The organism is uncultured Fibrella sp. (genome assembly GCF_964250085.1).
Lineage (GTDB): Bacteria > Bacteroidota > Bacteroidia > Cytophagales > Spirosomataceae > Fibrella.
In genome coordinates, this window is sequence record NZ_CAXUEC010000009.1 from 60,144 (window position 1) to 86,978 (window position 26,835).

Below are 26,835 nucleotides of genomic sequence, written 5' to 3' on the forward strand. Positions count from 1 at the left end.
AACTGGAAGTAAGGCTACGTACAGAAAGGAAAATCAGGAAGGAAACAACGAATTATCGGCGGTATCCGACTCATCAGCAGGCTGAATCGGCGGATGATCGGGTCGACTGGGCGGCACCGAACGCATGACAGGATGAGGTAGTGAATTACTATTGATAAGTGCAATATGTAATGACCAGACGTTCAGCACAACCCGGCTGAACACAAACGCCTGCTGCAACACGAATAGCAAGCCGATCAATAGCCAGTTATGCGCCTGAAACAACGACTCGAACAGCAGGTAAATCGCCAGCAAAACCGTTCCGATCAGGATCAGCAGCAGGTAACGGCCAAAGGTGGCTCTGGCATGCTGACCAACAAACCGCCAGCTTCGCCCGTAGGCCCGGAGTGCTGCCGTTTCGTCTTGCTGGTACATCAGCACACTTGCATATTGACTCGTGCACAGAATACGAATCAGAGCGAACCCAAACAGGAGTAGCCCCATAGCACCAATGGCAACGTACCCACGCTCAGAAAATGAATTGCCGGGAACAAGCTCCAACAGCAGGCCAACCAATATGCCAACCAGGATCAAAACCAACAGCCATAGTAGCACGAAAAGGCTTGTAAGGCCCAACAGACGCAGGTTTCGGCCGAAATAATGCGTTCCTGCCTGCCAGAAAGTAACCGCAGAGAAGCTGTTGGTGAGGCTGTAGAGCACCCCTCCTTTTGCCCATATGCTGATCAGCAGCGACAGCACCACCGTCCACCAGCCAGTGCGAATCAGCGGCCAGATAGCCCGGCCATGATCGTGCATGAAATCGGCAAAAACGGTGTAGTTAAAACCCGGCAGCATCTGCAACGGAGCCAGCGACCCCTCGCCCTCACTCGTCAGCGTACCGAAAAAAGCCAGGGCCGACGGCAGGGCGGGTAGCAGCGTGAGCAGGAAAAGCAAAACCAGCAAATGCCACTGGCGCAGGGTGTTGGAAAACGTCTGGGAAAGCATAGGAACGCGGCGAATAGCCACGCCGAAGATAACCAACCGCCTGTGGCCTACCAAAACCTTATGCAGCCCTTCCGCGTATAAACGGGTATGCTCCACGCGCTACTCCTATCGCTTTCAGTCCTGACGCCCCCCGATTCGGCCGCGCCAAAACGGTTCAGCCTGCTCCCCCTTCCGCTGATTTACTACACGCCCGAAACCCGGTTCAGCTACGGAGTAGCTGCCACGGCCACCTTCCGGTTCAAGGGCGACACCACCCGCCAGGGCTCTCCCTTCCAGGTACGTCCCTCGCAGGTGACGTTGGGAGCAGCCTACACCCAGAATAAGCAACTCCTGTTTTACCTGCCCTTCCAAATCTTCTACAAAAACAACCTGTACTTCGCCAACGGTGAACTGGGCTACTACCGCTACAACTACTACTTTTTCGGGCTTGGCCAACGCGACGTACCTGCCGAACTGTATGGCGTCAATTTCCCGCGTGTTCGGGTCAATGTGTTCCGGCGACTAACCAAGGCCGATCCCGCCAGACCGGGGCGCGGCCTATATGCAGGACTTCGGTACCAGTACGAAAACTATATCCTAACGAGTGTTGCAGCGGGTGGTGCATTAGCCTCCGGCAACGTGCCCGGAATGCAAATTCCGGGTGGCACGGGTAGTCTGCTGTCAGGCGTAGGTACGGGGCTTTTCTACGATTCTCGCGACAACGTGTTTTACCCCAGCCGGGGCATGGTAGCCGATCTAACGTACCTGAGTCAGGGGGCGGCTGTGGGTAGCCAGGTACGTTTCGACAGGTACGTTGCCGATGTATCTACCTATCATCCGCTTGGTAACCGGGCCACGCTGGCGCTCAACTACGTGCTGAGCGTTACCAGCGGTGGCGACGCGCCCTTCAACGCGCTGTCGTTGCTGGGCGGCACCAAACGGGGCCGTGGGTATTACGAAGGCCGCTTCCGCGATGAAAACATGGCGCTGCTTCAGGCCGAATTTCGCCTGCGTGTCTGGAAACGACTGGGTGCCGTAGCTTTCGGCTCGGTGGGTACGTTGGGAAATCGCAGCGATTTCATGCGGCTCAACGACCCGAAGGCAGCTTACGGGGCGGGCCTCCGGTTCCGCGTCAACCGCGATCTGGTCAACATCCGCCTCGATTATGGCCGGGGCATTCCTTACGCCAGCCTCGGCTCCAGCGGCATCTACCTAACCATCGGCGAAGCGTTTTAACAATGATCAATGATCAGTGCTGCCAGGTAGAGCCTTTATACCAGTAGCAGTGCTGATCATTGTTAATTGATCATTGTAGCCGTCCAATCCTGTACGCTGGGGACCGACCATTGATAATTGATAATTGAAAATTGATAACTGTTCTTAGCTTTGACCCGTTTACTGAACCATAAGCCAATTCGGCCAAACCACGTAAAACCATGTCAAGAGGATTAATCATTTTTATTGTTGTTGCCGCTATATTCGGTATGTATGGCTGTAGTTCATACAACGGCTTAGTTGATAAAGATACGAACGTCGATAAGTACTGGAGCCAGGTACAAACGCAATACCAACGCCGGGCCGACCTGATTCCCAACCTGGTACGTACCGTACAGGGCGTTGCCGATTTCGAGAAAAGCACCCTTCAGAGCGTTATCGAGGCCCGCGCCAGTGCTACGTCGATCAAATTATCGGCCGATCAACTGACTCCCGAAAATATCCAGAAATTCCAGGCCGCTCAGGACCAACTCGGTGGTTCTCTGTCGCGATTGCTGGCCGTTTCTGAGAACTATCCGCAGTTACGCGCCACACAGAACTTCTCGGAATTACAGGCCCAGTTGGAAGGTACCGAAAACCGAATTGCTGTGGCGCGGAATGACTTCAACGGAGCCGCCACTGAGTATAACAAGTCGGTACGGTCGTTTCCGAACAACATCTTTGCCGGCATCTTCGGCTTCGCCCGCAAAGGCCTGTTTGAAGCCAGTGCCGCCGCTCAGAACGCCCCAACCGTCGATTTCGGCACCAAGAAGTAGAAATCAATAACCGATTATCAATGATCAATTGTAGCATTGCTCAGGTACGTTGCCTGGCAAAGCCATTGATCATTGATAATTGCTAGTTGACAAGCTATGATCCTATCTCCCGACCAGCAGCAGCAGATTATTGCCGCCATCCGGCAGGCCGAACGCGAAACGTCGGGCGAAATCCGGGTGCATATTGAAGCAAATTGCCCCAATGGCGACCCCGTAAAGCGAGCCATCGAGGTGTTTCGCCATTTAGGCATGCATCAGACGAAAGAGCAAAATGGCGTGCTCTTCTACGTGGCCCACACAGACCGGAAGTTTGCCGTGCTGGGCGATAGTGGCATCGACGCTAAAGTGCCTGCCGATTTCTGGGAGAGCACCAAGAGTCTGATGCGCCAGCACTTTGCCGCCAACGAGTATGCGATTGGCCTGAGCCAGGGCATCGAGCGAGCTGGTCAGCACCTGAAAGCGTTTTTCCCGCGCGCCAGCGACGACGTCAACGAACTGCCCGACGATATTTCATTCGGCTGAGCCCTACATAGCTCCGCCAGACTTCACTGTACTCCGTGACTGCTTCCCGATCTATTTTCCGGTTGTTATCTGCCAGGCTCACCGGGGGCCTGTGGCTGCTTTGCCTGCTACTCTCCGTAACGCTGCACGCACAGACAGTGCCCGATGATTCATTGCCCAACCGCCCGGCGCCGCCCCGTCTGGTCAACGACCTGGTGGGTATGCTGTCGCCAACCGAGGTACAGCAACTGGAGCGAAAACTCGTCGCGTATAACGACTCAACCTCGTCGCAACTAGCCATTGTCGTGGTTAAATCGACAGGTCTTTACGAGCCCGCTGATTATGCGTTCTCCATTGGGCGTAAGTGGGGAGTGGGCCAGAAAGGCAAGAATAACGGCGTGGTGCTGCTTTGGGCCACCGGAACCCGTAAAATATACATTGCCACCGGCCGCGGGATGGAAGGCGCGTTGCCCGACGCCATTGCCAAACGGATCATCAGTCAGATCATCGCGCCTAATTTCAAACAGCAGCAATACTACCAGGGCCTCGATCAGGCCGTTGACGAAATGTTCCGCCGGGCTACGGGTGAATACAAAGCAGACTCTAGCTCAGGCGACGATTCGGGCGGAGGCGAGATCTTCATCTGGTTACTCATCATTGGGGTAATCATTTTCTTTGTGATTCGCTCACGCGGCGGCGGAGGGGGCGGCACCCGTTACCGGGGCGGGGGCGGCATGTTCCTGCCCTACACCACCTTCTCGGGCTGGGGCAGTTCGTCCGGTAGCTTTGGGGGAGGCAGCAGCGGTGGAGGTGGTGGTGGCTTCGGCGGTTTCGGTGGCGGCGATTTTGGCGGCGGTGGCGCAGGTGGCGACTACTAAAAATGAGTCCTCGGTCTACTTTCCTCTATTGCGCTACTACATCGCCAGTCTCGCTGGGTAGCAGCGAAACAAAGGGCAGCAGACTGTGAAACATTGGATGTTGTGCCTGACAAACTATTCCATCTTGCCCGGCGTTGGAAAGAACGTACAGCGTAGAAAGGGATTATGGTTAAGATTGGGTCAATTGAATTAGGTGATTTTCCGTTGCTGCTGGCTCCGATGGAGGATGTCAGCGACCCGCCGTTTCGAGCAGTTTGCAAGGAAAACGGGGCCGATTTGATGTACACGGAGTTCATTTCATCGGAAGGGCTCATCCGCGATGCGGCCAAGAGCGTTCAGAAGCTCGACATTTTCGAATATGAACGGCCAATTGGTATTCAGCTATTTGGATCAGACATTGAAACGATGGGTGAATGTACCCGCATTGCCACCCGCGCCAACCCCGACCTGATCGATATTAACTACGGCTGCCCGGTGAAAAACGTGGCTTGCCGGGGTGCCGGGGCCGCGCTCTTGCAGGACATTCCGAAGATGGTGCTCATGACCAAAGCGGTTGTAGAGGCCACTCACCTGCCCGTAACGGTGAAAACCCGCCTCGGCTGGGATGATAGCACCAAGAATATCATGGACGTAGCCGAACGCCTTCAGGATATTGGTATTCAGGCGCTTACCGTTCACGGACGTACCCGCGTGCAGATGTACAAAGGCGAAGCCGACTGGACGTTGATTGGCCGGGTGAAAGAAAATCCCCGTATCAAGATTCCGATTTTCGGCAATGGCGATATCGACTCTCCCGAGAAAGCGCTGGAGTACAAAAACCGCTACGGCGTCGATGGCGTCATGATTGGTCGCGCCAGCATTGGCTACCCCTGGATTTTCAACGAGATCAAGCATTTCGTCAAAACCGGGCAACACCTTGCCCCACCAACCGTAACCGACCGCGTAGCCGCCTGCCGCAAACACCTCGACTTCTCCATTCAATGGAAAGGCGACCGGCTGGGTATTTTCGAGATGCGCCGCCACTACACCAATTACTTCAAAGGCCTGCCCGATTTCAAACAGTTCCGTATGCGCTTCGTCGTTGCCGACTCTTACGATGAACTCCTGGGTATCCTCGCTGAGGTATGCGAAACATACGACGGCGTCATGGCTTAATGGTACGCGGATTTATAATGGGTACCGCGCGGTCCGCTGCTGCGGTACCCATTATAAATCCGCGAAAATCCCTTTAATCCGCCCAAGCCGTGTACCCATCATCTCTATATGACTGAAACAACTACGCCGGAACCTGTTCTTGTTACCCAAAAACGCCCGGTGCTTGCCTGGGTACTGCTTACCTGCATGGCGTTGGTGTGGGGTAGCTCGTTCATTATGATGAAAAAGGCACTGGGCGCTTTCACCGTGCAGCAGGTGGCGTCGGGACGAATCTTTTTCGCTTTTCTCTTCTTTGTTCCGTTCCTCGTTGTGCAGGCTCGTCAGCCCGACGTGCAATTGGCGCTTCGTCGCCGCTGGCTGGCGTTGCTGGCATCGGGTGTGCTCGGCTTTTTACTACCGGCCTTTTTGTTTGCCGAAGCGGGGGCACATTTAAGCAGCTCGTTATCAGGTACGTTAAACTCACTCAGTCCGCTGTTTGTGTTGCTTACAGGTACGTTATTATTTAAGCAGCAGTTTAAGGCCAATCAGGTTTGGGGTATTCTGCTGGGCTTCGCCGGCTCGCTTATTCTGGTGTTTTTCAGTGCTACGGGTACGTTCACCATCAACGGATACGCCTTTCTGGTGGTGCTGGCCACGGTCATGTACGGCATCAATACCAACCTTATTGGCAAGTACCTGAGTCACTTACCCGCCCTCGTAGCTACGCCCTGGACGTTTGCCTTTGTTGGCCCGATCGCTGGGATATTCCTGCTTTCTACCGATTTTATCAGCCGGGCCGTGGCTGCCGACGCCCTCATTCCATTGGGTGCTGTGCTGTTTCTGGGCATTATGGCGTCGGGTATTACGTCGGTACTATTTATCCGGGTGGTGCAACTGGCGTCGGGCGTATTTGCGGCGTCGGTAACGTACCTGATCCCCGTGGTGGCTGTTGTCTGGGGTTTGTTCGACGGCGAAATGATTTACCCCCAGCAATACCTCGGTCTCACGATCAGCCTGCTGGGCATTTACCTGGTAAATCGGCAGAAATAAACGTTGTGCCCAGTCGATCAAATTCACAGTAATTTAACGGGTAATCTCTGCACGGTTGGTATACTTGCCCTCCTACTCAACCTGCAACTTTATGTCTTCTTTACGTCGCGTCGGCCTGTCATTAGTAGTCGTTGGCGGGCTGTGGTCTTGCCAGGAAAAAGCCCCGGATACGCCCACGCCTCTCCCCGATCCCGGCCTTAGCTGGCAGGCCAGTGATGCCTTTCTTTACGGAAACAAAATTCAACTGAACAGCTACGCAGACAGCAGCAGAATCATTCTGGCAGGTAGCCAGACAACATCCATTGCCCCCGGCGAATCGCGGCCCGGCACAGATACGACCTTCGTGCACTACAGTGGCCAGGCCCAACCCTACGGCAACACGTATCAGCGGCCAGCTATTGGTAGTCAGTTACTTGCCTTCGCCAACACCAGTACTGTCAACCTCGTTTCCGTAGCCAGCCCGGTTGCCAATTATTCAAATGCCGTGGTGCGGATGAAGGATGTAGACCCCGACTTTGCCGATTTTAACCTGGTCCCCTATTCAGTCGGCGACTGCATGGCCATCAACCAGCAGCAGCAGGTATTGATCCCTTACAGCAACTACGACCGAAGTTACCAAACGCCCGTGATCGACGGAAATACGTTGCACCTGGCCCTGGTTTCAACGGTTATAGCGCCCACCAGCGGATACGTCAGTGTCAGGAGTGTGTTGCCTATCCATATTCCGAATACGGGACAGGTAAGCAATCTGGTTGCGCAGGGCAACTATTTGTTTGTGGCTACCTACGGAGGAGGCGGTGCCTACCGGATTGCGCCGAACGGTTCGTATCAGCAGACGTACCCGTATAGTATCCTGCGCTTTTTTGTGGGAAACGGCACGCTCTACGGCTTGACGTACGCAAATACTCAATCGCTCAAACTGATTGCATCTACTGATCAGGGTGTTAGCTGGAAGGTACTTACCGACCAACTTCCGGCTGATTATCAATCATTGCAGATACGCCAGGTGAACAATCAGCTCATTGCCTGGTATAATAGCCAGCTTTTTCAGCTAACCATAACGCCAACCAAACTGACAGCCGTTGAGTTAGACAATACAGGGCTGTACGGAAACCAGATCACGTCGGTGGCTACCTTCCGCAATACGGTGTATGTGTCGACCCTATCGGGCGTATTTACAAAACCTGTTCGTACCTTTCTGACGCCGAAAAAAGTCTGAAAAAGTCTCAAATCTCAGGTTTCGAGTGCTGCGCTTGCCCACCAGTTGGTAAGCAAGCGCAGCACTCGAAACCTGAGATTTGAGACTCGAAACTTAACATAACTCCATGTATACTGCTTCCGTCAACAACGCCGCTCCCGTCAGTATCGACATTCAGCCTGCGGGCATTATGCTCAACGATCAGCCCTACGACTGGGATTTATCAAAACTGGGCGAGGGTATGTATCACATCCTGAAAAGCGACCGGTCGTATTCAGTAGAAGTGTTGGCGGTCGATGCGGCCACCAAGACGGTACAACTAAAAATCAACGGGCATATTCACGACGTTGCGGTAAAAGACCGGTTTGATCTGCTGCTCGAAAAGATGGGCATGAGCAACGCCGCCGCCAGCAAAGTCAACAACATTAAAGCCCCCATGCCCGGCCTCATCGTGGGCATCAGCCTCGAAGTGGGCAGTGTTGTAAGCAAAGGCGATACGGTGTTGATTCTGGAAGCGATGAAGATGGAAAACGTCATTAAAGCCCCAGGCGACGGCACCGTTAAAGCCATAAAAGTCCAGAAAGGCGACCGCGTGGAGAAAGGGCAGGTACTGGTTGAGTTTTAGAAGCGGGTAACTGCTAATACGTTTTTATTAGCAGTTACCCGAAACACCTGCTGGCTACGGCCCTGGGTCTGCACTCGCAACACATATACCCCCGCAGGCAACGTACCTGCTCTAGTCAAGGGCCAAATACCCGGCTCCTCTGAATCTCGCCCATTCGTGGTCGTTGCTCTTCCTACCTTTCGCGGGTTTCCTTATCTTTGCCCCCGCAAAAACGGCACCTACGCATGGCTCAACAACCCAAGTACAAACGCATCCTGCTCAAACTGAGCGGTGAAGCACTCGCTGGCCCTGGCGGCTATAATATCGACCCGGCTATTCTGGAGCAATACGCCAAAGAAATCAAGCAGGTCATCGAACTGGGCGTCGAAGTGGCGGTAGTAATTGGGGGTGGCAATATTTTCCGGGGCGTCTCGGGCGAACGTTCAGGCATCGACCGCGTTCAGGGCGATTATATGGGCATGCTGGCCACGGTCATCAACGCAATGGCCCTGCAAAGCTCATTTGAGAAGCAGGGCATGTTCACCCGCGTGATGTCGGCCATCAAGATGGAGCAAATCTGCGAACCCTACGCCCGCCGCCGGGCTGTTCGGCATCTCGAAAAAGGGCGCATCGTCATTTTCGGCGCCGGTACCGGTAACCCTTATTTCACCACCGACAGCACGGCCGCCCTGCGCGCCAACGAGATCGAAGCCGACGTGGTGCTGAAAGGCACGAAGGTTGATGGCGTCTACACCGCCGACCCGATGAAAGATAAAACGGCCACGCGCTACACGCACATTACCTTTCAGGACGTTTACGAAAAGAAATTGAGCGTAATGGACCTCACCGCCTTTACGCTTTGCCAGGAAAATAATCTTCCCATCATCGTCTTCAACATGAACGAGACCGGCAGCCTGCTCCGCCTCGTGCTCGGCGAAGACGTAGGTACGTTAATCACCGTAGATTTACCAAAATAAAAATAGTCATTTGCTTCGCGTCATTGATAAGCATTAAATGGTCACTGGTTGTAAAACAAAAAATGACTATTTAGTGACCACTTAATGACAACGCAGCGTAATGACTAAAATTTAAACATGGAAGAGATTGAATTATACCTCGATGACGCCAAAGAGACGATGGAAAAGGCGTTTAAACACCTCTCTATCGAACTGACCAAGATCCGGGCGGGCAAGGCGTCGCCCGATATGCTGGGTGGTATTCAGATCGACTATTATGGCTCTAAATCGCCGATTACCAACGTGGCCTCTGTCACTACGCCCGACGCCCGCACCATTGCCATCAAACCGTTTGACCGGAAGATGATCGGTGAGATCGAGAAAGCGATTCGAAACAGTAACATCGGCCTTGCGCCCATGAACGATGGCGAACTGATCCGCCTGAGCGTGCCACCGCTGAATGAAGAACGCCGTCGCGACCTGCTGAAACGCGTAAAACAAGAGATCGAAGTGGCGAAGGTGAACGTGCGCAACATCCGCAAAGACACCAACGACGCCATCCGTAAACTGACCAAAGAAGGGGTATCGGAAGATGCCGTAAAAGTAGGCGAAGAGCGCGTTCAAAAACTGACCGACGCCTTTATCAGCCGCGTCGATGAGACATATTCGGCCAAAGAGCGCGATATCCTGACGGTATAAAAATGTCGCACAGGGCACCAGCCCTGTAGTAAAGCATTCCTATTTTCACTACAGGGCTGGTGCCCTGTGCGATGTTTGGCAACAAAAAACCTGCAAACGAAAAGCTTGCAGGTTTTCTAAAGACAGCTAAATGGGTAAGCCCTGTGGACTTACCGGACGTAAATATAATCGTTTGAGCGATACACTTTACTTCTTCACGAAATCGCGGTGGTTGGCGGCCGAATAAAGTTCTTCCTGCGGCAAACTACGGAAGTAGTCATACGTAATTTTCAGTCCTTCCTCGCGCGACACTTTAGGCTCCCAATCGAGCAGTTCTTTCGCCTTGGTAATATCCGGGCGGCGCTGTTTCGGATCATCAACGGGTAACGGCTTCAGAATCAGCTTCTGCGACGTACCTGTTAGTTTGATAATCTCTTCGCCAAACTCTTTGATGGTAATCTCGACCGGGTTACCGATGTTGACCGGATACGCATAATCGCTCAGCAGCAGACGGTAGATTCCTTCGACCAGATCGGCCACGTAGCAGAACGAGCGCGTCTGCGAGCCATCGCCGAATACCGTCAAATCTTCACCACGTAACGCCTGTCCAATGAAAGCGGGCAACACCCGACCATCGTTGAGGCGCATACGTGGCCCGTAGGTGTTGAAAATTCGGACAATACGGGTTTCCAGGCCATGATAGGTATGATACGCCATCGTCATCGCCTCCTGGAATCGTTTAGCTTCGTCGTACACGCCACGTGGGCCAACCGGATTTACATTGCCCCAGTACTCTTCCGGCTGCGGATGCACGTTCGGGTCACCGTATACTTCGGAGGTTGACGCGATGAGCACCCGTGCTTTTTTCACCCGGGCCAGGCCCAGGCAGTTGTGAATCCCCAATGACCCTACTTTCAACGTCTGAATTGGAATTTTCAGGTAGTCGATCGGGCTGGCCGGTGACGCAAAATGCAGAATGTAATCCAGTTCGCCAGGTACGTGGATAAACTTGGATACGTCGTGGTGGTAGAACTCAAAATTGGGCAGCTTGAAAAGGTGCTCGATATTACGCAGATCGCCCGTTATCAGGTTATCCATCGCAATAACGTGGTAGCCTTCCTTAATGAATCGATCACACAAATGCGACCCGAGGAAACCGGCCCCTCCCGTTATCAATACTCGTTTCATAGTTGTCAGTGAATTTATCGTTGGCGTAATCCCCTGGAGGAGGTTACGCCAACGATTATTAATTGCTTACGACCTCCCGGCCGATCGAGTAGTACGTATACCCCATCTCGCGCATTTGATCGAGTTCGTAGACGTTACGACCATCGAAAATCACTTTGCTCTTCAGCAACAGGTTCATCTTCTCGAATTCGGGCGTGCGGAACATTGGCCATTCAGTCATGATCACCAGCGCATCGGCATCGTCGAGGGCCGCGTATGACGTGTGGGCAAACGTGATCTGGTTACCCAGAATATTACGTACGTTTTCCATGGCTTCCGGGTCATAGGCCGTTATTTTGGCACCAGCCGCCAGTAGTTCGCGAATATTGTCGAGGGCGGGTGCTTCCCGGATATCGTCGGTATAAGGCTTGAAGGCAAGACCCCAAACGGCGATGGTTTTTCCCGTCAGATCACCACCAAAGTGCTGTTTGATAAGGGGCAACAGGCGCTTTTTCTGGGCATGGTTCACGTCCATCACCGATTGCAACACTTTAAAATCGTAGTCATAATCCTGGGCTGTTTTAGCCAGTGCCTGCACGTCTTTGGGAAAGCAGCTACCGCCATAGCCAATACCGGCGAACAGGAACCGCTTGCCAATCCGGCTGTCGGTGCCAATGCCTCTGCGGATATCGTCGACGTTGGCGCCTACTTTTTCGCAGAGATTCGCAATCTCGTTCATGAACGTGATTTTGGTAGCCAGAAACGCATTGGCGGCATACTTGGTCATCTCGGCCGAGCGCTCGTCCATGAAAATGACGGGGTTACCCTGGCGAACCAGCGGCGCGTAGAGCCGGTTCATCACCGATTTGGCTTTCTCCGATTTGGTACCGATCACGACCCGGTCGGGCTTCATGAAATCTTCAACCGCTACACCTTCACGCAGAAACTCCGGGTTAGACACCACGTCGAAATCGACCCTGGCGTTTTTAACGATACCCGCGTGTACCTTTTCGGCTGTTCCCACGGGCACGGTGCTTTTGTCGACGATCACCGCATATTGCTCCAGGATTGGTCCCAGATCATTGGCGACGCCAAGGATATACTTTAGATCGGCCGATCCATCCTCGCCCGGAGGCGTTGGTAAGGCCAGAAAGATGACCTCTGCGCCTTTGATTCCTTCGGCCAGATTGGTCGTAAATTTCAAACGGCCTTCTTCCACATTCCGGTGGAACAGCACATCAAGGCCGGGTTCGTAGATGGGAATAATGCGGTTGTTAAGCTTTTCAACCTTCCGCTCGTCAATGTCGACGCAAGTAACCTGATTGCCGGTCTCAGCGAAGCAGGTGCCGGTAACCAGCCCTACGTACCCCGTACCTACTACTGCTATTTTCATACAAATGGATTATATTCTATAGACGATTTTTGAGCCGTTGGGCCACATGTTATTTTGTACTATTTTGACATGGCTGATTGGCGGTCACAAAAATAGACGTTTTTCCTAATTGCACGAATTCGCGACGCAATACACTGATTAAGTGATTTTTTTGCCAATTAGCCGATCACCTGGATTATAGCTGGAATGCCCTATATACCCTCTATTATGTGGTAATTTTTTAGGATCGAACTATACTATTCTGACAATTAGCGTATACGCCTACCGGCCACTTTTTTATCGAGTGGCTACGGGAAACATCGGCTTCCGAATTCGGTTATCTCACTATATATTACTGACTACTTCATCAATATACAACGCCCTTAACGAATTGCCATGACTATAGAAATAGTAGAAAACCAAGTTGATAATGTCCAACTAATTCGTGAATCGGTGCGCGACTTTGCCGGCCGGCATCTGGCCCCACACGTTCGGGAATGGGATGACGATCAACACTTTCCGGCCGATGAGTTCCGGCAGATGGGCGAGTTGGGCCTATTGGGCATGCTTGTTCCCGAAACCTACGGCGGAGCGGGCCTGGGCTACCACGAATACGTAGCTGCCATTGTTGAATTATCGAAAGTCGACGGTGCCGTGGGCCTGTCGATGGCAGCGCATAACTCGCTCTGCACCAACCATATATTAACCTTTGGTTCGGAAGCTCAGAAACAGAAATACCTACCGAAACTGGCTTCTGGCGAGCATATTGGTGCCTGGGGACTCACCGAGCCAAACACTGGCTCGGACGCAGGCAACATGCGTACCCGCGCGGTTCAGCAGGACAACGGCGACTGGCTGCTCAACGGGGCTAAGAACTTCATTACGCATGGCCGGTCGGGCAACGTAGCGGTGGTAATTGCCCGTACGGGTGAACCCAACACGCCCCACAACGCCACGGCCTTTGTGGTCGAACGCGGCACGCCGGGTTTTCGGGGTGGCAAGAAAGAAGACAAGCTGGGAATGCGGGCGTCTGAAACCGCCGAAATGATTTTTGAGGATTGCCGGATTCCCGACAGCCAGCGGCTGGGTGGCGTTGGCGAGGGCTTTGTGCAGTCGCTGAAAATCCTGGACGGTGGCCGTATTTCGATTGCCGCGCTGAGCCTGGGGATTGCGATGGGCGCTTATGAAGCAGCACTGGCCTACGCGCAGGAACGGCAGCAATTTGGTCAGTCGATCTTTAATTTCCAGGGTATTTCGTTCAAACTGGCCGATATGGCTACCGATATTGAAGCGTCGCGGCTGCTGATCGAACACGCCTCGGAGTTGAAGAATCAGCATAAGCCGGTCACTAAAGCGTCGGCAATGGCTAAGTTGTTTGCCTCCGAAGTGTCGGTACGGGTTGCCAATGAGGCCATTCAGATTATGGGTGGCTACGGCTACATCAAGGATTTTCCGGTCGAGAAATTCTACCGCGATGCCAAGCTGTGTACCATTGGCGAAGGCACCAGCGAAATTCAGAAACTGGTAATCGCCCGGCACCTCATCAAGTCAGCGAAGTAAGGTCAGTTCTCCCCGGTATTCTTCGCCGGGAAAGCCGGTTCTGATCAGGTACGTATACAGGCCCGACGGGGCGGGTGTATCCCCCACTCGCCCCGTCCAGGGTGTTGCGTAGCCTTTCGAGTAGAAGATCACACTGCCCCAGCGATTGAAAATAAACACGTCGGCATCCGGCATCGACTCGATGTTCTGCAACGTCCACGTGTCATTTTTGCCATCATCATTGGGGGTAAATGCCGACGGAATAAACAGCCGATTGGCCACCACTACCCGAATCCGCAGACCAGCCTTACAACCAGCCGGGCTAGTGCCAGTCACCTGATACGTAACCGAATCGAGGGGCGTACATACCGGGTTCAGCGACGCAGGATCATCCAGATACAGCGGTGGACGCCAGGTCAGCGTTGTACCGGGCAAACTCGGCCGAACGGGCAAGGGAACGCCAACCGTCGGCGCAACGCGGTAATAAGTTTCGCCGGTCAACGTCAGGCTCGGCGACAGGGTTACCAAAACTGCCTGCGAAATCGTTTCGTTGGTACAGGTCGTAGCCGAGCTTTTCACAACCGTATACGTACCTGAAGTAGCCACCGTTAGCGTCGGACCAGTTGACCCAATCAGATTGCTCTCGTTTTTCTGCCATTGATACGACCACTTCGGATCGTTTTCGGTCGTCAGCGTTACCGAAGCGGGCAAACATACGGACACCGCCGACAGCGCCTGTCCCTTACTCAGGATCACGGCGGGGGGCGGCGTCACGGCATTACAGTCGACAACGGGCAACTGGAAATCCCGGCGAACCAGCCCGATACGAACGCCATTACGCCACTCTTCTACCTGCACGGTGAAGAGAAACAGCCCCTGCCGGTTTGCCTTTACAGACAGCTTTCCCGTTGAACTGATGGCCAGGGCCGGATTGCCGGGAATAGCGTTTTGCGCACTCAACCCGGTTGACCAGCTAACAAGCGGAAACGAACTGTGCGAAACGGGTAACACCAGCGGATCGGCGAACGAGGTGAACCCGCGCATGGGCGTCACGATTGAGTAACGAAGTTCATCACCGTCGGCATCCGTCGCGCTGAAATCGGTGGTAAACAGCTTTTCCTGACAGATGTACTCCCCGTTTGGAAAGCCAAATTCGGGCGACGAGTTTACGACGTTACTGCCATTCCGTACCATCGCCGGAAACTCCATATAAAAGAGCATTCCCACGTTTGTACCGTTGGCAATATTGCTGATGTCGTTATTCCGGCAACAGCGATCCCACGATATGTAATAGCCTTCCGCGTCAGCGTACCGGTTTTTATCGAGTTGAATGGTGGCGTTGTAGATGGCTTTCAGCGTCCGAAGATTACGCTGCTGAGCGCAAAGCACATTTTTATACGCGACCGAACTGGCTTGCCGAAAAACCAGCCGTACCGTATCCATCAGCGCATTGTCGCGCTTCCGAAAAATGCCCACTGTAGCACTGGGATCACGATTGCCCGTGTTGGCATTCAATTCGTTCCAATACTGATTCATCTGAACCAGAAAAAGGCCCGGCGTATTGTTGGTCACCCGCATGGTGAGTTCGCCGCCCATGATATGCGACGCCCAGACTAACCGGCTACTGGTCAGCAACAGAGCTATGAGCACGTACCTGATTACCGTTTCCCGTTGGTATTTATCTATCATTGACTAGCTACAGACTATCTTTCTTCTACTGTAAATCTATGACAATCACGGCGATACTATTTTTTATTTAGCCCTTTCTTATTAAAAGTGACTGAACATAAACATTATGTTTCAACTATTGAATATTATTGCACTTATATACCATAAGTAAAACATACAACACTTTACCTGTTCCATTTATGATTCGTCTAACTCAGTCACAAATGCAGCAACTTTTTGCATTGCATGACTACATACGCGACCACTTTACCAAGATGGACTGGATCAAGGTGGCCTACCTGACCAACAGCCTCGACCTGATCGAAGACCATCCCCGTTTGCTCCGCAGCCTCGACTTCAATGACGACGACTACGAAGGAAATAGCCTTCAGGTACTGGCGCGGATCATTAGTACCGACTCTGGTTATCTGGCCGATATAGAAGAATTTATAACCGAGAAGAAAATGAAAGACAAACAGCCTGCGGCCCCGTCCGTCGACGAATTCGTGTCGACTATCCGCACCACCATTCCCGAACGCGTAATCCGGTTTGCGCCCGACGTATTTCAGATTCCCGACAAATCGGTGGAGCCGAACGTGCTGTCGGTGATGATGCCGTTTGAGGGCCGGTTTGCGGGAACGTACCTGGCCATTCGCAATGTATGCGCCCGACTGAATATCGTGTGCCGCCGCGCCGACGACATCTGGGACAACAGCATTCTGATTCAGGACGTGTTCGATCTGATCTTTACGAGCCGGGCCGTCATCACCGATTTCACCGACCGGAACCCCAACGTGTTCTACGAAACCGGTGTGGCGCATACGCTGGGCAAGCTCGTGATTCCGATCACGCAATCGGTGGCCGATATTCCGTTTGACCTCAGGCATCACCGCGCCCTGACGTACCTGCCAAACCAGGAAGGCCTGCTGAAGCTAGAAGCCGATCTGGAAAAAAAGCTGGCGCGCGTTTTTACTACATGAGTCTATCTACAGGTTGTCTTCAGATTTGAGCAGTTTGTTTGCAGAAGTAGCCTATTCGTCGGTTTTACACCAGACCCAATGAACCAAATCAGGCATTCTAAGCCTGTTCTGAGTAGAGTTTGGTATACAACCTGTTCAGACACTTCATGATCCGTTTCTTACTTCTATCAATTGCAGTTCATCTTTTTATCAGCCATCCGGGACGTACCCAGACGCTGTCTAGCCGGGGCCAACTAACGGGGCGCATTCTGGATGCCGCCACGCAGCAACCCATGCCCTTTGCCACGGTAGCGGTCTGGAAAAAAACGGGTACCGATAGTACCCTTGCCGGCGGTGCTCAGACAGATGATCAGGGGCGTTTCTCGGTAACGAATCTACCCGCCGAACGGCTCTGGGCGGTGGCTTCATTCGTCGGCTACGTCTCGAACGGACAAACCATCACGCTCACCGATAGCCAGTTAACCGCCGATCTGGGTACGTTATCCCTGCGCTCCGACTCGCGCCTGCTGAACGAAGTAAAAGTAACGGGTGAAAAAGCCGCGATCAGCCTGAGCACCGAAAAACAGGTTTTCAACGTAGCCAAGAACATAACCACCGTGGGCGGCACCGCCGAGGCATTGCTGCGAAATGTACCCTCGATCAGTATTGATGAAAGTGGTAACGCAACGCTGCGGAATCTGGCCACGACCGTCTACATCAATGGCAAACCAACGCAGCTTACCCTGGCGCAGATTCCGGCCAACCAGATCGAATCGGTGGAGGTAATCACCAACCCCTCGGCGCGGTACGACGCCTCTACATCGGGCGGCATTGTGAACCTGGTGCTGAAAAAGAACCGGCAACCGGGCTATAACGGGCTGATTAGTCTGGGCATCGGCAACAACCACCGCTATGATGCAACCGCCAACATCGACTGGCGGCAGGGGCGCTGGAACATAACGGGGCTTTATAGCCTCAACGCCACACAAAACCCACTGACTGGGTACGTTAGCCGTACCAACCGGGACGCTATAACGGGCAGGTCAACCAGCTTTTTCGACCAGAATACGAACATTCAATTAAACAATACTTTCCAGAACGGGCGCGTGGCGGTTGACTATACAGCCAGTCCGAACAGCGTGCTGTCGCTGGCGGGGACGGTGGCAGAAGGCGCGTTCAACAACGCGTCGGATCAGCAATATACCTACCGGGACGCTGCGGGCAACCGGACTGGCTATGGTGGTCGCACGGTTGATCCGCGCAACAATTTCAGCAACGTCGGCGTCGAGTTTGGCTGGAAACGTACTTTTTCGCGCAAAGGGGAAGAGTTGAACGTGATATCCTCGGTCAACCGCAACCAGGTATCCAACGCGGCCGACTGGTACACCACCTCGTTCAACACCGAATCGGGCACAACAGCGGGCCCAAGCCAGCCCGGTTTTCCCGAACGTGACCGCATCGATGGCCGAACGGCCGGTACGCAATACCTGGCGCAACTCGATTATGTCCGACCAATGGGCGATTCGGCCAAGTGGGAATTTGGTGCCCGTAGTTTCACCTTCAGCCGCGATCTTCAGTACTTTTTTAACCAGCAGAACGAGGCTACCCAGGCGTATCAACTTCTAACTACCTATTCGCAGAACGCGGCTATCACCGAGACGGTAAACGCTGTTTATGCCATGTATACCAGGCAGTTGCGCAATGGCATCGGAATTCAGGCAGGGTTACGGCTTGAGCAGTCGAGTTTGAATGGGCTGAACCGCTTCGATAACAGTTCGTTTGGCTATAACTATCCGTCTGCGAATGGGCAGAACTGGTTCCAGGCTTTTTTTCCCACTTTTTCGGCCACGAAGAAGCTCAGCGAATCGAGTGAACTGGGACTGAGTTTGAGCCGGAAAGTAGGTCGCCCCGGTTTTCGGCAGGTGTCGGCGAGTATTCAGGCGAGCGACCGGCAGAACATCACGATCGGCAATCCGGCATTGCGCCCCGAATTCGTAAATACCGCCGAACTGATCTACAACCGCAGCATTGGCGCGGCGCAGTGGCTGGCAACGGCTTATTACATCTATGAAGACCATACGATCAAGCCCTTTGTGCAGCCCTCGCTCACCGATTCGTCGTTGCTTGTTACCACCTTCGTCAACGTGAAAGCGGATATTCAGTACGGGCTTGACCAGACGCTGAAACTGGATGTTGGGCGGCACCTGAGTTTGCTGGGTAGCCTGAACCTACGGCACTTCATCATCCAGTCGACCACGATGCAGAATGAATTGTGGGTGTACAACGCCAAAATAAACCTGACCTACCGGTTCCCGGCCAACATCACGGCGCAGGTGACCGGCACCCGCGACAGCCGGTCGGTGCAGTTGCAGGGGTATCGCCTGCCCGTAACGGCCGCCGATTTTGCGTTGCGGAAAGGCCTATGGCAAAACCGGGGCAGTCTGGTTTTCAGCGTCAACGACATCTTCAATTCGCGGCGATTCGTGACGACGTATGAGCAGCCTACCGTTTTCCAGCAGTCGATGAACCGGCGCGAGGTACGTTTCTACAAAATTACGCTTCAGGTACCGCTGGGCGGTGGCGATGCCAGCAAACGCAAAGAACGCAACGACCGCCCCGACGTTGATTTCAGCAATTAAGCATTTATACGAATATAGCTCTACAACCCATGTCACTACGCAAAGTAACTCTACTGACTACCCTTTTCCTGGTCATATTCCTGGTCCATCAGGGAGCCGCCCAGCCAGCCTACCAGTTACTCAATAGCATTAGTCTGCCGGGCGACGGTAAATGGGACTATATGAAAATGGACGGAGAACGGCTTTTCGTTTCGCATGGCGATCGTGTTCATGTTGTTGACCTGAAAACCAATGCCCCTATTGCCGAGATCACCGGCCTGAACGGCGTTCATGGCATTGGTTTGGCCAAAGACCTCAACAAGGGGTATATCACCAACGGAACCGACAACACGATCACCGTCTTTGACTACACGACCTGCAAGGTGCGGCAAACGATTCAGGTTGAAGGTAAAAAAGCCGATGCTGTACTATACGACCAATTCTCGAAGAAACTATTCATTTTCAATAATGGAAGTGGCAACGCCATCGTGATTGATGCGGTTACAGACAAAGTAGTGGGGAAGATCGAGATGGGCGGTGCTCCGGAGTTTGCCTGCAGCAACGATAAAGGCCTTGTCTTCAACAACAACGAAGACACAAACGAGATTTTCGGGATCGATACGAAGACGCTGACCGTCAAGCATAAATTCTCGCTTGCCCCAAACGAAGTAGCTACCGGCCTGACTATCGACATAGCCAATAACCGGCTGTTTTCTGTGTGCCGCAAAACCAAAACGCTGGTTGTGATGGATGCATCGACCGGCAAAATCATCCAGACGCTACCCATTGGCGGCGGAGTTGATGGGGTAATCTACGATAAAGACCTGAAGCTGATTGTCACCTCCAACGGTGAGGGAAATGCAACCATCGTTCATCAGGATTCGCCCGATCAGTACCGGGTTGTTCAAACGCTGACGACGAAACCCGGTCAAAAAACGATTGTTCATCAGCTTGCTACGCACCGCATCTTTCTAAGTGGAGCCGACTATAAAGACGGGACCAGAGAGCTGGCACCAGGTACGTTCGGCGTGTATGTATACGGGCCGAAAGCGAACTAAATCGCTCGTACATTCGCTGCGGAAACCGTTGGCTGGCCTTGTACATGCCACTAAATCAGCTTCGCACTAACTTGCGCCGGGTTAAAACCCGGCGTTTTGTTTTTACTTCCGTATGCAATCACTCCCCTTTTTTCTGCTTACTCTTTTTGTTGTCAGCAGTTGTCATGAGAAAAGCAGTTCATCCACGACCTCACAAGCCGACTCAATGCTGTTTGCCCAGCCAGAGCAGCTAGGCGACCTGAATGATGGCCTACTTTCGGAGTCGTCGGGCGTGGCACCCAGTAAGCAAAACCCCGGCTACCTCTGGACGGAAGAAGATTCGGGGAACCCGGCGGAGATCCAGTTGATCAACCAGAAAGGCGAGGTAGCGGGCCGGTACACACTGGCGGGCGTAGACAACCGCGACTGGGAAGATATTGCCGTTGGGCCAGGGCCATTACCGGGCAAATCGTATGTGTATGTGGCCGAGATTGGCGATAACAAACTGCGCTACCCGGTTAAAATCATTTACCGCTTCCCAGAGCCAACGTTACCCCGAAACAAATTACCTGTCGTAGATACTATCAGAAACTTTGATCATATCAGACTTCAGCTTCCCGACGGCCCCAAAAACGCCGAAGCCATTATGGTTGATCCAGGTACGTTAGATTTATATGTGCTCTCGAAGGAAGACAATTGCGTTCTGTACAGGGCTAGTTACCCGCAGTCGCTGACCAAAACCACGATGATGCAGCGGCTGTCAAGCATTCCCATCGGCTACGTAACGTCGGCGGCTATATCGCCCGATGGTCAGGAAATTCTGGTTCGCAGCTATCACCAGCTAGACTATTTTCGGCGCGGAGTTGATGAATCAATTGTAGATGCCCTGAAGAAGCCGCGCTTGTTGCCTCTTGCCGAAGAACCACAGGGTGAAGCCATTGGCTGGGCAACCGACGGGTCAGGTTATTACACCACCAGCGAACGAACTTTCTTTTTCGCGCAACCCCTTTATTTCTACCGGAGGAGATAAAGGGGTGCTTCGGAGTCCGTTTCAGGCCAGGGGGTATTGAACTGGCTTACATTAGTTCAACGGCTTGCCCGTTGTGTTGAACAGCAGATCTTTCCCTCCTACTTCGGCTTCAAATACCTTAACCCCTTTTGCATCAACGATTTCGGCAGCTTCTTTAATCGGTTTGCCAGGCATCCGTTTGGCAATATAGTTGCGTATGGCGGCGGGCAAATCACTTACTGCGATAACCGTTTCAGTTTCTTTCACTACTCCTTTTGCATCCAGCACCACCGACATTGCCTTACCGTTATGGGTAAACCCAACCTCGTAACCGGCATTTTCTTTTTCGTACTTCACTCCCTTGGCCGTTGGATAAAGGCGGGTAATCGTTGCTTTTACGGCGGCAGGTGTAGGCACCGCCGCGAAGGTGAGCATCAGCTTCTCTCCGGCAACCGAAGGAAGTACTGCGGTGATCGTGGCTACGCCGAAGATGGTAGCAAACAGGCTATTTTTCATAGGTAATCCTGGTCGTTGATTTGACAACTTCTGAAAGATACCAACTGATTCTGAAGCAATTCTGGATTTAGTGATGCAGCTTATAGCGAAGCGCGAGATTGACGATACGCCCTTCCTGCGGGCCCCAGAGTGGCGCAGTAGACGGGTTATTGCGTGAGCCTGTAACGACCGGGCCGTACTGAATCTGTTGCACATTGAACAGATTCTCAGCGTTTAACACAATGCTGACTTTGCCAAACATCCGCTCAAGCGCAGCGGCCCAGAACCAGTAATTCGGCACCAGTTGGTTATCGTACAGGTATTGATTGCCCACCCAACTCGATTCGATACCAAACCGCCATTTGTCGGGAATGCTGTAGGCCAGGGTCAACGAGAATTTGTCGCGGGGGCTGTAGGGTAGGAACGAGTTGGCTCCGATTGGTGTCACATCGCTTCCCTGCCGAATGGCATCGCCCCGCCGAACGGCCGTGTGGTTAAAGCCCAGATAAAACTCGATCTCGCCGTACTCCATACGCAGGTATGTATCTGTGCCCAGGCTGGTGATGTCGTAGGCGGCGTTCTGCAGTATGGTTCGCTGGTTGGCCGACGTTGAGCCAGCCGCCGTGACGGCCACTACCGGATTGCTGATGGCAGTATAATAAAATGCCTGATCGAGTTGAACGCTCAGTTCGCCAATGTTCCCGTGGAACGCAACGTCCATGTTTACTCCCAGCGATCGTTCCGGCCGGGTATCGGTATTAATCGGGAGCAGGTAACGATAGTTAAGACTGGTGCGGGCATCGGCACCGGTTAGGTTTGAAAAGGTGTTGGGCGTTTTGTAGCCCGTTCCAATGCTGGTTCTAACGCTCCACTGATCGTTCGGCTTGATGAGCACTGACAGGCGCGGGAGGAAGAACGTGCCAAACACATTGTGTTGGTCCAGCCGCAGACCACCCTGAAACGTCACTTTGCCAACCCGGTAATCGTCCTGCACAAACACGCCCAGCGTCTGGTAATTATAGTCGGTGATGCGTGTGCTGTCTCCTGCGCCTTTACGGAACTGCTCCAGCGTCAGGTTCGCCCCGGCAACCATCGTGTGTGGCCCATGCTCAAGGTAATCGGCGGCTTCAAAATAGCCCGATAGCTGTTTACCCGCAAACAGATAGCCTTCGTCAACCTGGGTACGGTCGAAAAAACTGGCGGTACCGCGGGCTGTCAGCGTATTGGTCTGGCTGAATGACTGGTTTAGCGTAGCGTCTACCGTATGCCGTTGCGAGGTGTTGTCAACGATGTAGGTACGTGCTGCATCGCGTCCGTAAATAGCCTCCACATCGCCACCCGTCCGTTTTTCGTCTACCAGCGTGTAGCCAACGTTGAGCTGGGTACGTTCGGTTGGTGTCAGAAACAGGCGTGGGTGTAGGGTAAATTGTTTGATGAGCGGCACATCGGCGTAGCCATCACCGTTTACATCAACGGCGGGCTGATCGGTATAACCGCCAAAAATGGTTGCGCCGATTTTGGAGCTCCACTGCTCTGAATAATAGGCGTTTAGGTTGCTTTCCTTTAGTGTCGAGCGGTTCAGTACGGCAGTTAGTTCACGTTCTGCTTTTGGGCGGCGCGACACCAGGTTGATCAATCCGCCGATGGCCCCGCCACCGTAGAGTGTAGAAGCCGAGCCCTTCACTATTTCAACCTGCTTCAGGTCGAGCGGCGGAATCTGCAACACACCCAGATTGCCCGAAAAACCTTCAAAGAGAGGAAGTCCATCGCGCAGAATCTGGGTGTATTTCGGGTCCAGCCCCTGCATTCGTATTCCCTGGTTTCCCGTGGTCAGGGAGGTACGTTGTACGTGTATGATCGAAATATCGCCCAGGATACTGCCCACATTGCCGGGCACTACGGCGGCTTCTTCATCCATATCTTCCTGCCCCAGCACTTCCACTTTAATGGGCAGATCCTCGATACGTCGGTTGGTACGCGTGGCCGTTACCACCACTTCCTCCAGCGCCGCCTCGGCCGCAACCAGCCGAATGGTCAATACAGAGTCGGGGTTGATCTGCGGCAGGGTCAATGTGTAGGGCGCATCCTTGTAGCCAACCAGACTCACGATCAGGCTGGTCGGGCCGGGCTTCAGATTGGAGAGCCGGGCGATCCCATTGGCATCGGCAGCCGCACCCGTTGGTGGTTTGGTCTGAACGCGCACCGTAGCACCCGCCAGCGGTTGGTGGGTCAGGCTATCTTCGATGCGGAGCTGTACGGTTTGCGCTTCTGCCGCACCAGCAATGAGCAACAGACTGACCAACGCGAGTAGAAAAACAGGAATACGTTTGTGCATAGGGTAAAATCTTTGGCGTGAAAGTAGCCGCGAATGTTGAAGCGAATCTGAAGCGACACTTTTTTTCAACGCCATACCAGGACCAGTAGCCCGATCAGGATCAGGCCGCCGCCAAGCAGTAGTTTTGGCGTCACCGGCTCACGAAGCAACGTAACAGAGAGCAGGATCGTGATAATGATGCTTCCCTTGTCGATCAGGGCCACATCAGAGACGCGGCCAATCTGAATGGCTTTGTAGTAGAACACCCAGGAAAGCGAGGTGGTCAGGCCAGATATCGCCAAAAAACCGACCGTTCGGGCGTTAAGTTGATTCACTTCGCGGACGTTCTGAAAGACCAGGAAGTTGAGCAGAACCAGCCCGAACACAACCGTTGTACGCACGGCCAGGCCCAGGTCAGAACTAATGTCTTTCAAACCCATTTTGGCAATAACCGAGGTTAACCCGGCAAAGAACATCGAGATAAGGCTGTAGATTACCCAGGTTGGCATACGCATCAAGTGGCAGGGAATAAGACGGTGAAGGTGTGTAAGCGAGTAAGCGGGTCGTAGTGGTGGTGTACGGTTTGGTTATACCGATCAGCAATCTGCCAGACTAACGCCAGGCCAAGCCCCGTTGACTCGGGACGGGATGGATTCTTAACGAAACGCCCAAAAAGCTGCTCGGCCGGAAACGGGAGCGGTGGCGCTTCGTTGACAGTTTTCACATAGGAGTTAGTCAAAACTACCTTCGTTTCTGTGTTCGGAAGCGAATGAACCAACACATTTTTGATCAGGTTGCTAACCAGCACGTCGGCCAAATGGGCGTTCATGGGTCGACATACGTTTGGTGTAATGGCACTAGTCCAGTTGAGGTGCCGATGATGGGCGTATGATTCCAGATTTCGGATCTGCTTTTCAACGATTTCACTCAGGTTAACCGACTGTTGATCAGCAAATTGATTATTGTCGATCTTGGTTAATAGTAGCAAGCTTCGGTTGAGTTGCACTAGCCTCCGAACCGATCCCTGCGTTTGCTCCAGGTACGTTACCTGCTCGGTCGTCAGTGGTTCTGTGCCCAGCAGTTGGTCCAGTTGAGCCGTAACCACAGCCAGGGGCGTCTGCATTTCGTGGGCGGCATGGTCCGTAAATTCTTTCTGCACCGTATACTGCCGGTGCAGATTTTGGCTCATCGTATTCAGAGCCAGCCGTAATTGCCTAAACTCATCGATGGTACTATCAGTAAAAGTTAGGGGTGTTTGGGAATCGAGCCGGTACGCGCTCAGTTGCTCGATCAGTTGATAAAAAGGGTGCCATAACCGGCGAGATACCCAGCTATTGAGCACAACGAGAAAGCCAAGCAACAGAAGAAAGGCCACGATGATGCTGACAGAGAGTAACCTGGCGATCTCGTCAAATTCGCCCATTGCCTGTTTCACCGTAATCAGGTACGTCTGTTTACCCGCCTGCGTGGTGGCCCGTAGCTCACGCACGGGAACGAGTTCTTTTTCACGCTGATCATAGTCCATCGTATCCAGATAAAGCCGGGGCATTGGTCGACTCGCGGGCGCGATGGCGATGTGCGGATCGCCCACGTACTGCTCACGATTTAACAACGTACCGGCCGCCGCAAGCTGGCTATTCACGTATGTGAGATCGCTGCTGAGTTGCTCATCTACTTCGTAGCGAATTCCCCGGTAGATGAGCGTATGAAAGAGCCAGCCGCCGCCAATGCCCACCGGAAGGGCCACTAGAAAAAGGTAAAGCAACGTTTTGCGCAGTAGACTCATGCCGTTGTGGTGAAGATGTAACCCGCTCCGTAGCGCGTTTTCAGGTAATCGGGGCAGCCGCCATCCATAAGCTTTCGGCGAAGATTTTTGATATGCGTGTACAGGAAATCGTGCGAATCGACCATGTCCATATGATCGCCCCACACCGATTCGGCAATGGCGGCCTTCGTCAATAATCGATTGGGGTTAGCCATGAAGAAAAGCAGTAATTGATACTCTTTCTCCGTCAGGTCGAGCGTCTGCTCCTGAACACTCACCCGGTGCACGTGCGGGTCAATGGAAAGATCACCAAGCCGGATCAGCTTATTTCCCCCAAAAAAGCGACGGCGAAGTACCGATTTTATCCGTGCATTAAGCTCTGGTAGATGAAACGGTTTAGTGATATAATCGTCAGAGCCTAGCTCCAGCCCTACTAACTTATCATCGAGCGAGTCATTCGCCGAAATAATGATGAGACCCGGCATGGAGGTGCCCGGCATGGAGGTGCCCAATTCTTTGCGATCAGGCAACAGAGCCCTGTTTTCGGTAGCCTTTACTTGTTTAACCAGGTTCAGCCCGTTTCCGTCGGGCAGGCCAATGTCGACCACAACACAGTCGTAGTCATAATCGTTGAGTAACTGCGAGGCTGTGGCAAAGTTGGCCGCTGTGGTGATGAGGTACCCTTCTTTGTCAAGGAATTCCCGCATAGCCCTGAGCAAAGCAGGCTCGTCTTCGACCAGCAGAATTTTCATAGCCCAGTTCGTTTAGCCAAAAATGCGCACAAAAACTGTAGCAATTCTGTGTTGGTCCATAAACAGGTCCGACTTCGTGTTTCTCCGCTACGGGTGTAGACAGACAAAGCGAGGCGTAACTATTTCGTATCTTCACAAAGCGTACCAG

At 53.1% G+C, this 26,835-nt stretch carries 23 protein-coding genes and 2 pseudogenes; 16 read left to right on the forward strand and 9 right to left on the reverse strand.

Annotated elements, in window-relative coordinates; translation table 11 throughout:
- Positions 1-33: 33 nt before the first annotated feature.
- Positions 34-984, reverse strand: coding sequence for a hypothetical protein (locus tag ACFE8Q_RS23270; protein WP_375447840.1), 951 nt, complete (start codon positions 982-984; stop codon positions 34-36).
- Positions 985-1,071: 87 nt separating this feature from the next.
- Here ACFE8Q_RS23270 and ACFE8Q_RS23275 point away from each other — a divergent pair, with 87 nt between their 5' ends.
- From ACFE8Q_RS23275 to frr, 10 genes are all read left to right on the forward strand, one after another.
- The gene (locus ACFE8Q_RS23275) at positions 1,072-2,199 is read left to right on the forward strand and encodes a BamA/TamA family outer membrane protein (RefSeq protein WP_375447841.1); all 1,128 of its coding nucleotides are present in this window, start codon (positions 1,072-1,074) and stop codon (positions 2,197-2,199) included.
- A 200-nt stretch (positions 2,200-2,399) separates the two neighbouring features.
- Positions 2,400-2,993: a LemA family protein gene (locus tag ACFE8Q_RS23280; RefSeq protein ID WP_375447842.1), complete on the forward strand. Its 594-nt coding sequence runs from the start codon at positions 2,400-2,402 to the stop codon at positions 2,991-2,993.
- Between the two features lie 96 nt (positions 2,994-3,089).
- The gene (locus ACFE8Q_RS23285; RefSeq protein ID WP_375447843.1) at positions 3,090-3,515 is read left to right on the forward strand and encodes a TPM domain-containing protein; all 426 of its coding nucleotides are present in this window, start codon (positions 3,090-3,092) and stop codon (positions 3,513-3,515) included.
- 35 nt (positions 3,516-3,550) lie between these two features.
- Complete coding sequence (locus ACFE8Q_RS23290; protein WP_375447844.1) at positions 3,551-4,372, forward strand: TPM domain-containing protein; 822 nt, start codon at positions 3,551-3,553, stop codon at positions 4,370-4,372.
- 165 nt (positions 4,373-4,537) lie between these two features.
- Complete coding sequence (gene dusB, locus ACFE8Q_RS23295; RefSeq protein ID WP_375447845.1) at positions 4,538-5,527, forward strand: tRNA dihydrouridine synthase DusB; 990 nt, start codon at positions 4,538-4,540, stop codon at positions 5,525-5,527.
- Positions 5,528-5,635: 108 nt separating this feature from the next.
- Positions 5,636-6,556, forward strand: coding sequence for a DMT family transporter (locus tag ACFE8Q_RS23300; RefSeq protein ID WP_375447846.1), 921 nt, complete (start codon positions 5,636-5,638; stop codon positions 6,554-6,556).
- A gap of 91 nt (positions 6,557-6,647) precedes the next feature.
- A complete protein-coding gene (locus tag ACFE8Q_RS23305; RefSeq protein WP_375447847.1) occupies positions 6,648-7,775 on the forward strand; it encodes a hypothetical protein in 1,128 nt (375 codons plus the stop codon).
- Positions 7,776-7,881: 106 nt separating this feature from the next.
- A complete protein-coding gene (locus ACFE8Q_RS23310) occupies positions 7,882-8,379 on the forward strand; it encodes a biotin/lipoyl-containing protein (protein WP_375447848.1) in 498 nt (165 codons plus the stop codon).
- Positions 8,380-8,603: 224 nt separating this feature from the next.
- Positions 8,604-9,335 (forward strand): UMP kinase, encoded by a 732-nt coding sequence (pyrH, locus tag ACFE8Q_RS23315; protein WP_375447849.1) that lies wholly within the window; start codon positions 8,604-8,606, stop codon positions 9,333-9,335.
- Positions 9,336-9,452: 117 nt separating this feature from the next.
- Positions 9,453-10,013: a ribosome recycling factor gene (gene frr, locus ACFE8Q_RS23320; protein WP_375447850.1), complete on the forward strand. Its 561-nt coding sequence runs from the start codon at positions 9,453-9,455 to the stop codon at positions 10,011-10,013.
- A 186-nt stretch (positions 10,014-10,199) separates the two neighbouring features.
- Here the strand turns inward: frr and ACFE8Q_RS23325 are convergent, their stop codons facing one another.
- Positions 10,200-11,180: a UDP-glucuronic acid decarboxylase family protein gene (locus ACFE8Q_RS23325; protein ID WP_375447851.1), complete on the reverse strand. Its 981-nt coding sequence runs from the start codon at positions 11,178-11,180 to the stop codon at positions 10,200-10,202.
- Between the two features lie 58 nt (positions 11,181-11,238).
- Positions 11,239-12,552, reverse strand: a complete 1,314-nt coding sequence (locus ACFE8Q_RS23330) for a UDP-glucose dehydrogenase family protein (protein ID WP_375447852.1) — start codon at positions 12,550-12,552, stop codon at positions 11,239-11,241.
- Between the two features lie 375 nt (positions 12,553-12,927).
- Here ACFE8Q_RS23330 and ACFE8Q_RS23335 point away from each other — a divergent pair, with 375 nt between their 5' ends.
- Positions 12,928-14,091, forward strand: a complete 1,164-nt coding sequence (locus ACFE8Q_RS23335) for an acyl-CoA dehydrogenase family protein (protein WP_375447853.1) — start codon at positions 12,928-12,930, stop codon at positions 14,089-14,091.
- Here the strand turns inward: ACFE8Q_RS23335 and ACFE8Q_RS23340 are convergent.
- A complete protein-coding gene (locus tag ACFE8Q_RS23340; RefSeq protein ID WP_375447854.1) occupies positions 14,080-15,759 on the reverse strand; it encodes a gliding motility-associated C-terminal domain-containing protein in 1,680 nt (559 codons plus the stop codon). The two genes, ACFE8Q_RS23335 and ACFE8Q_RS23340, sit on opposite strands and share 12 nt — an antisense overlap.
- Positions 15,760-16,013: 254 nt before the next feature.
- Between ACFE8Q_RS23340 and ACFE8Q_RS23345 the strand changes: the two are divergent.
- The 5 genes and pseudogenes from ACFE8Q_RS23345 to ACFE8Q_RS23365 all read left to right on the forward strand — a co-directional run.
- Positions 16,014-16,160: pseudogene (locus ACFE8Q_RS23345) on the forward strand (hypothetical protein); the annotation flags it as partial.
- A 518-nt stretch (positions 16,161-16,678) separates the two neighbouring features.
- Positions 16,679-16,747, forward strand: a pseudogene (locus ACFE8Q_RS23350) (hypothetical protein); the annotation flags it as partial.
- A 117-nt stretch (positions 16,748-16,864) separates the two neighbouring features.
- Complete coding sequence (locus ACFE8Q_RS23355) at positions 16,865-19,336, forward strand: outer membrane beta-barrel protein (RefSeq protein WP_375447855.1); 2,472 nt, start codon at positions 16,865-16,867, stop codon at positions 19,334-19,336.
- A 29-nt stretch (positions 19,337-19,365) separates the two neighbouring features.
- Positions 19,366-20,373, forward strand: coding sequence for a YncE family protein (locus ACFE8Q_RS23360; RefSeq protein ID WP_375447856.1), 1,008 nt, complete (start codon positions 19,366-19,368; stop codon positions 20,371-20,373).
- A 112-nt stretch (positions 20,374-20,485) separates the two neighbouring features.
- Positions 20,486-21,382 (forward strand): hypothetical protein, encoded by an 897-nt coding sequence (locus ACFE8Q_RS23365; RefSeq protein ID WP_375447857.1) that lies wholly within the window; start codon positions 20,486-20,488, stop codon positions 21,380-21,382.
- Positions 21,383-21,433: 51 nt separating this feature from the next.
- On the opposite strand, the gene ACFE8Q_RS23370 is transcribed toward ACFE8Q_RS23365, so the two are convergent.
- From ACFE8Q_RS23370 to ACFE8Q_RS23390, 5 genes are all read right to left on the reverse strand, one after another.
- Positions 21,434-21,877, reverse strand: coding sequence for a hypothetical protein (locus ACFE8Q_RS23370; protein WP_375447858.1), 444 nt, complete (start codon positions 21,875-21,877; stop codon positions 21,434-21,436).
- A gap of 67 nt (positions 21,878-21,944) precedes the next feature.
- Positions 21,945-24,191: a TonB-dependent receptor domain-containing protein gene (locus ACFE8Q_RS23375; RefSeq protein WP_375447859.1), complete on the reverse strand. Its 2,247-nt coding sequence runs from the start codon at positions 24,189-24,191 to the stop codon at positions 21,945-21,947.
- A 65-nt stretch (positions 24,192-24,256) separates the two neighbouring features.
- Positions 24,257-24,679: an EamA family transporter gene (locus ACFE8Q_RS23380; protein WP_375447860.1), complete on the reverse strand. Its 423-nt coding sequence runs from the start codon at positions 24,677-24,679 to the stop codon at positions 24,257-24,259.
- Between the two features lie 5 nt (positions 24,680-24,684).
- A complete protein-coding gene (locus tag ACFE8Q_RS23385; protein ID WP_375447861.1) occupies positions 24,685-25,956 on the reverse strand; it encodes a sensor histidine kinase in 1,272 nt (423 codons plus the stop codon).
- A complete protein-coding gene (locus ACFE8Q_RS23390) occupies positions 25,953-26,687 on the reverse strand; it encodes a response regulator transcription factor (protein ID WP_375447862.1) in 735 nt (244 codons plus the stop codon). Before ACFE8Q_RS23390 ends, ACFE8Q_RS23385 begins: the two co-directional genes overlap by 4 nt.
- Between the last annotated feature and the right edge of the window lie 148 nt (positions 26,688-26,835).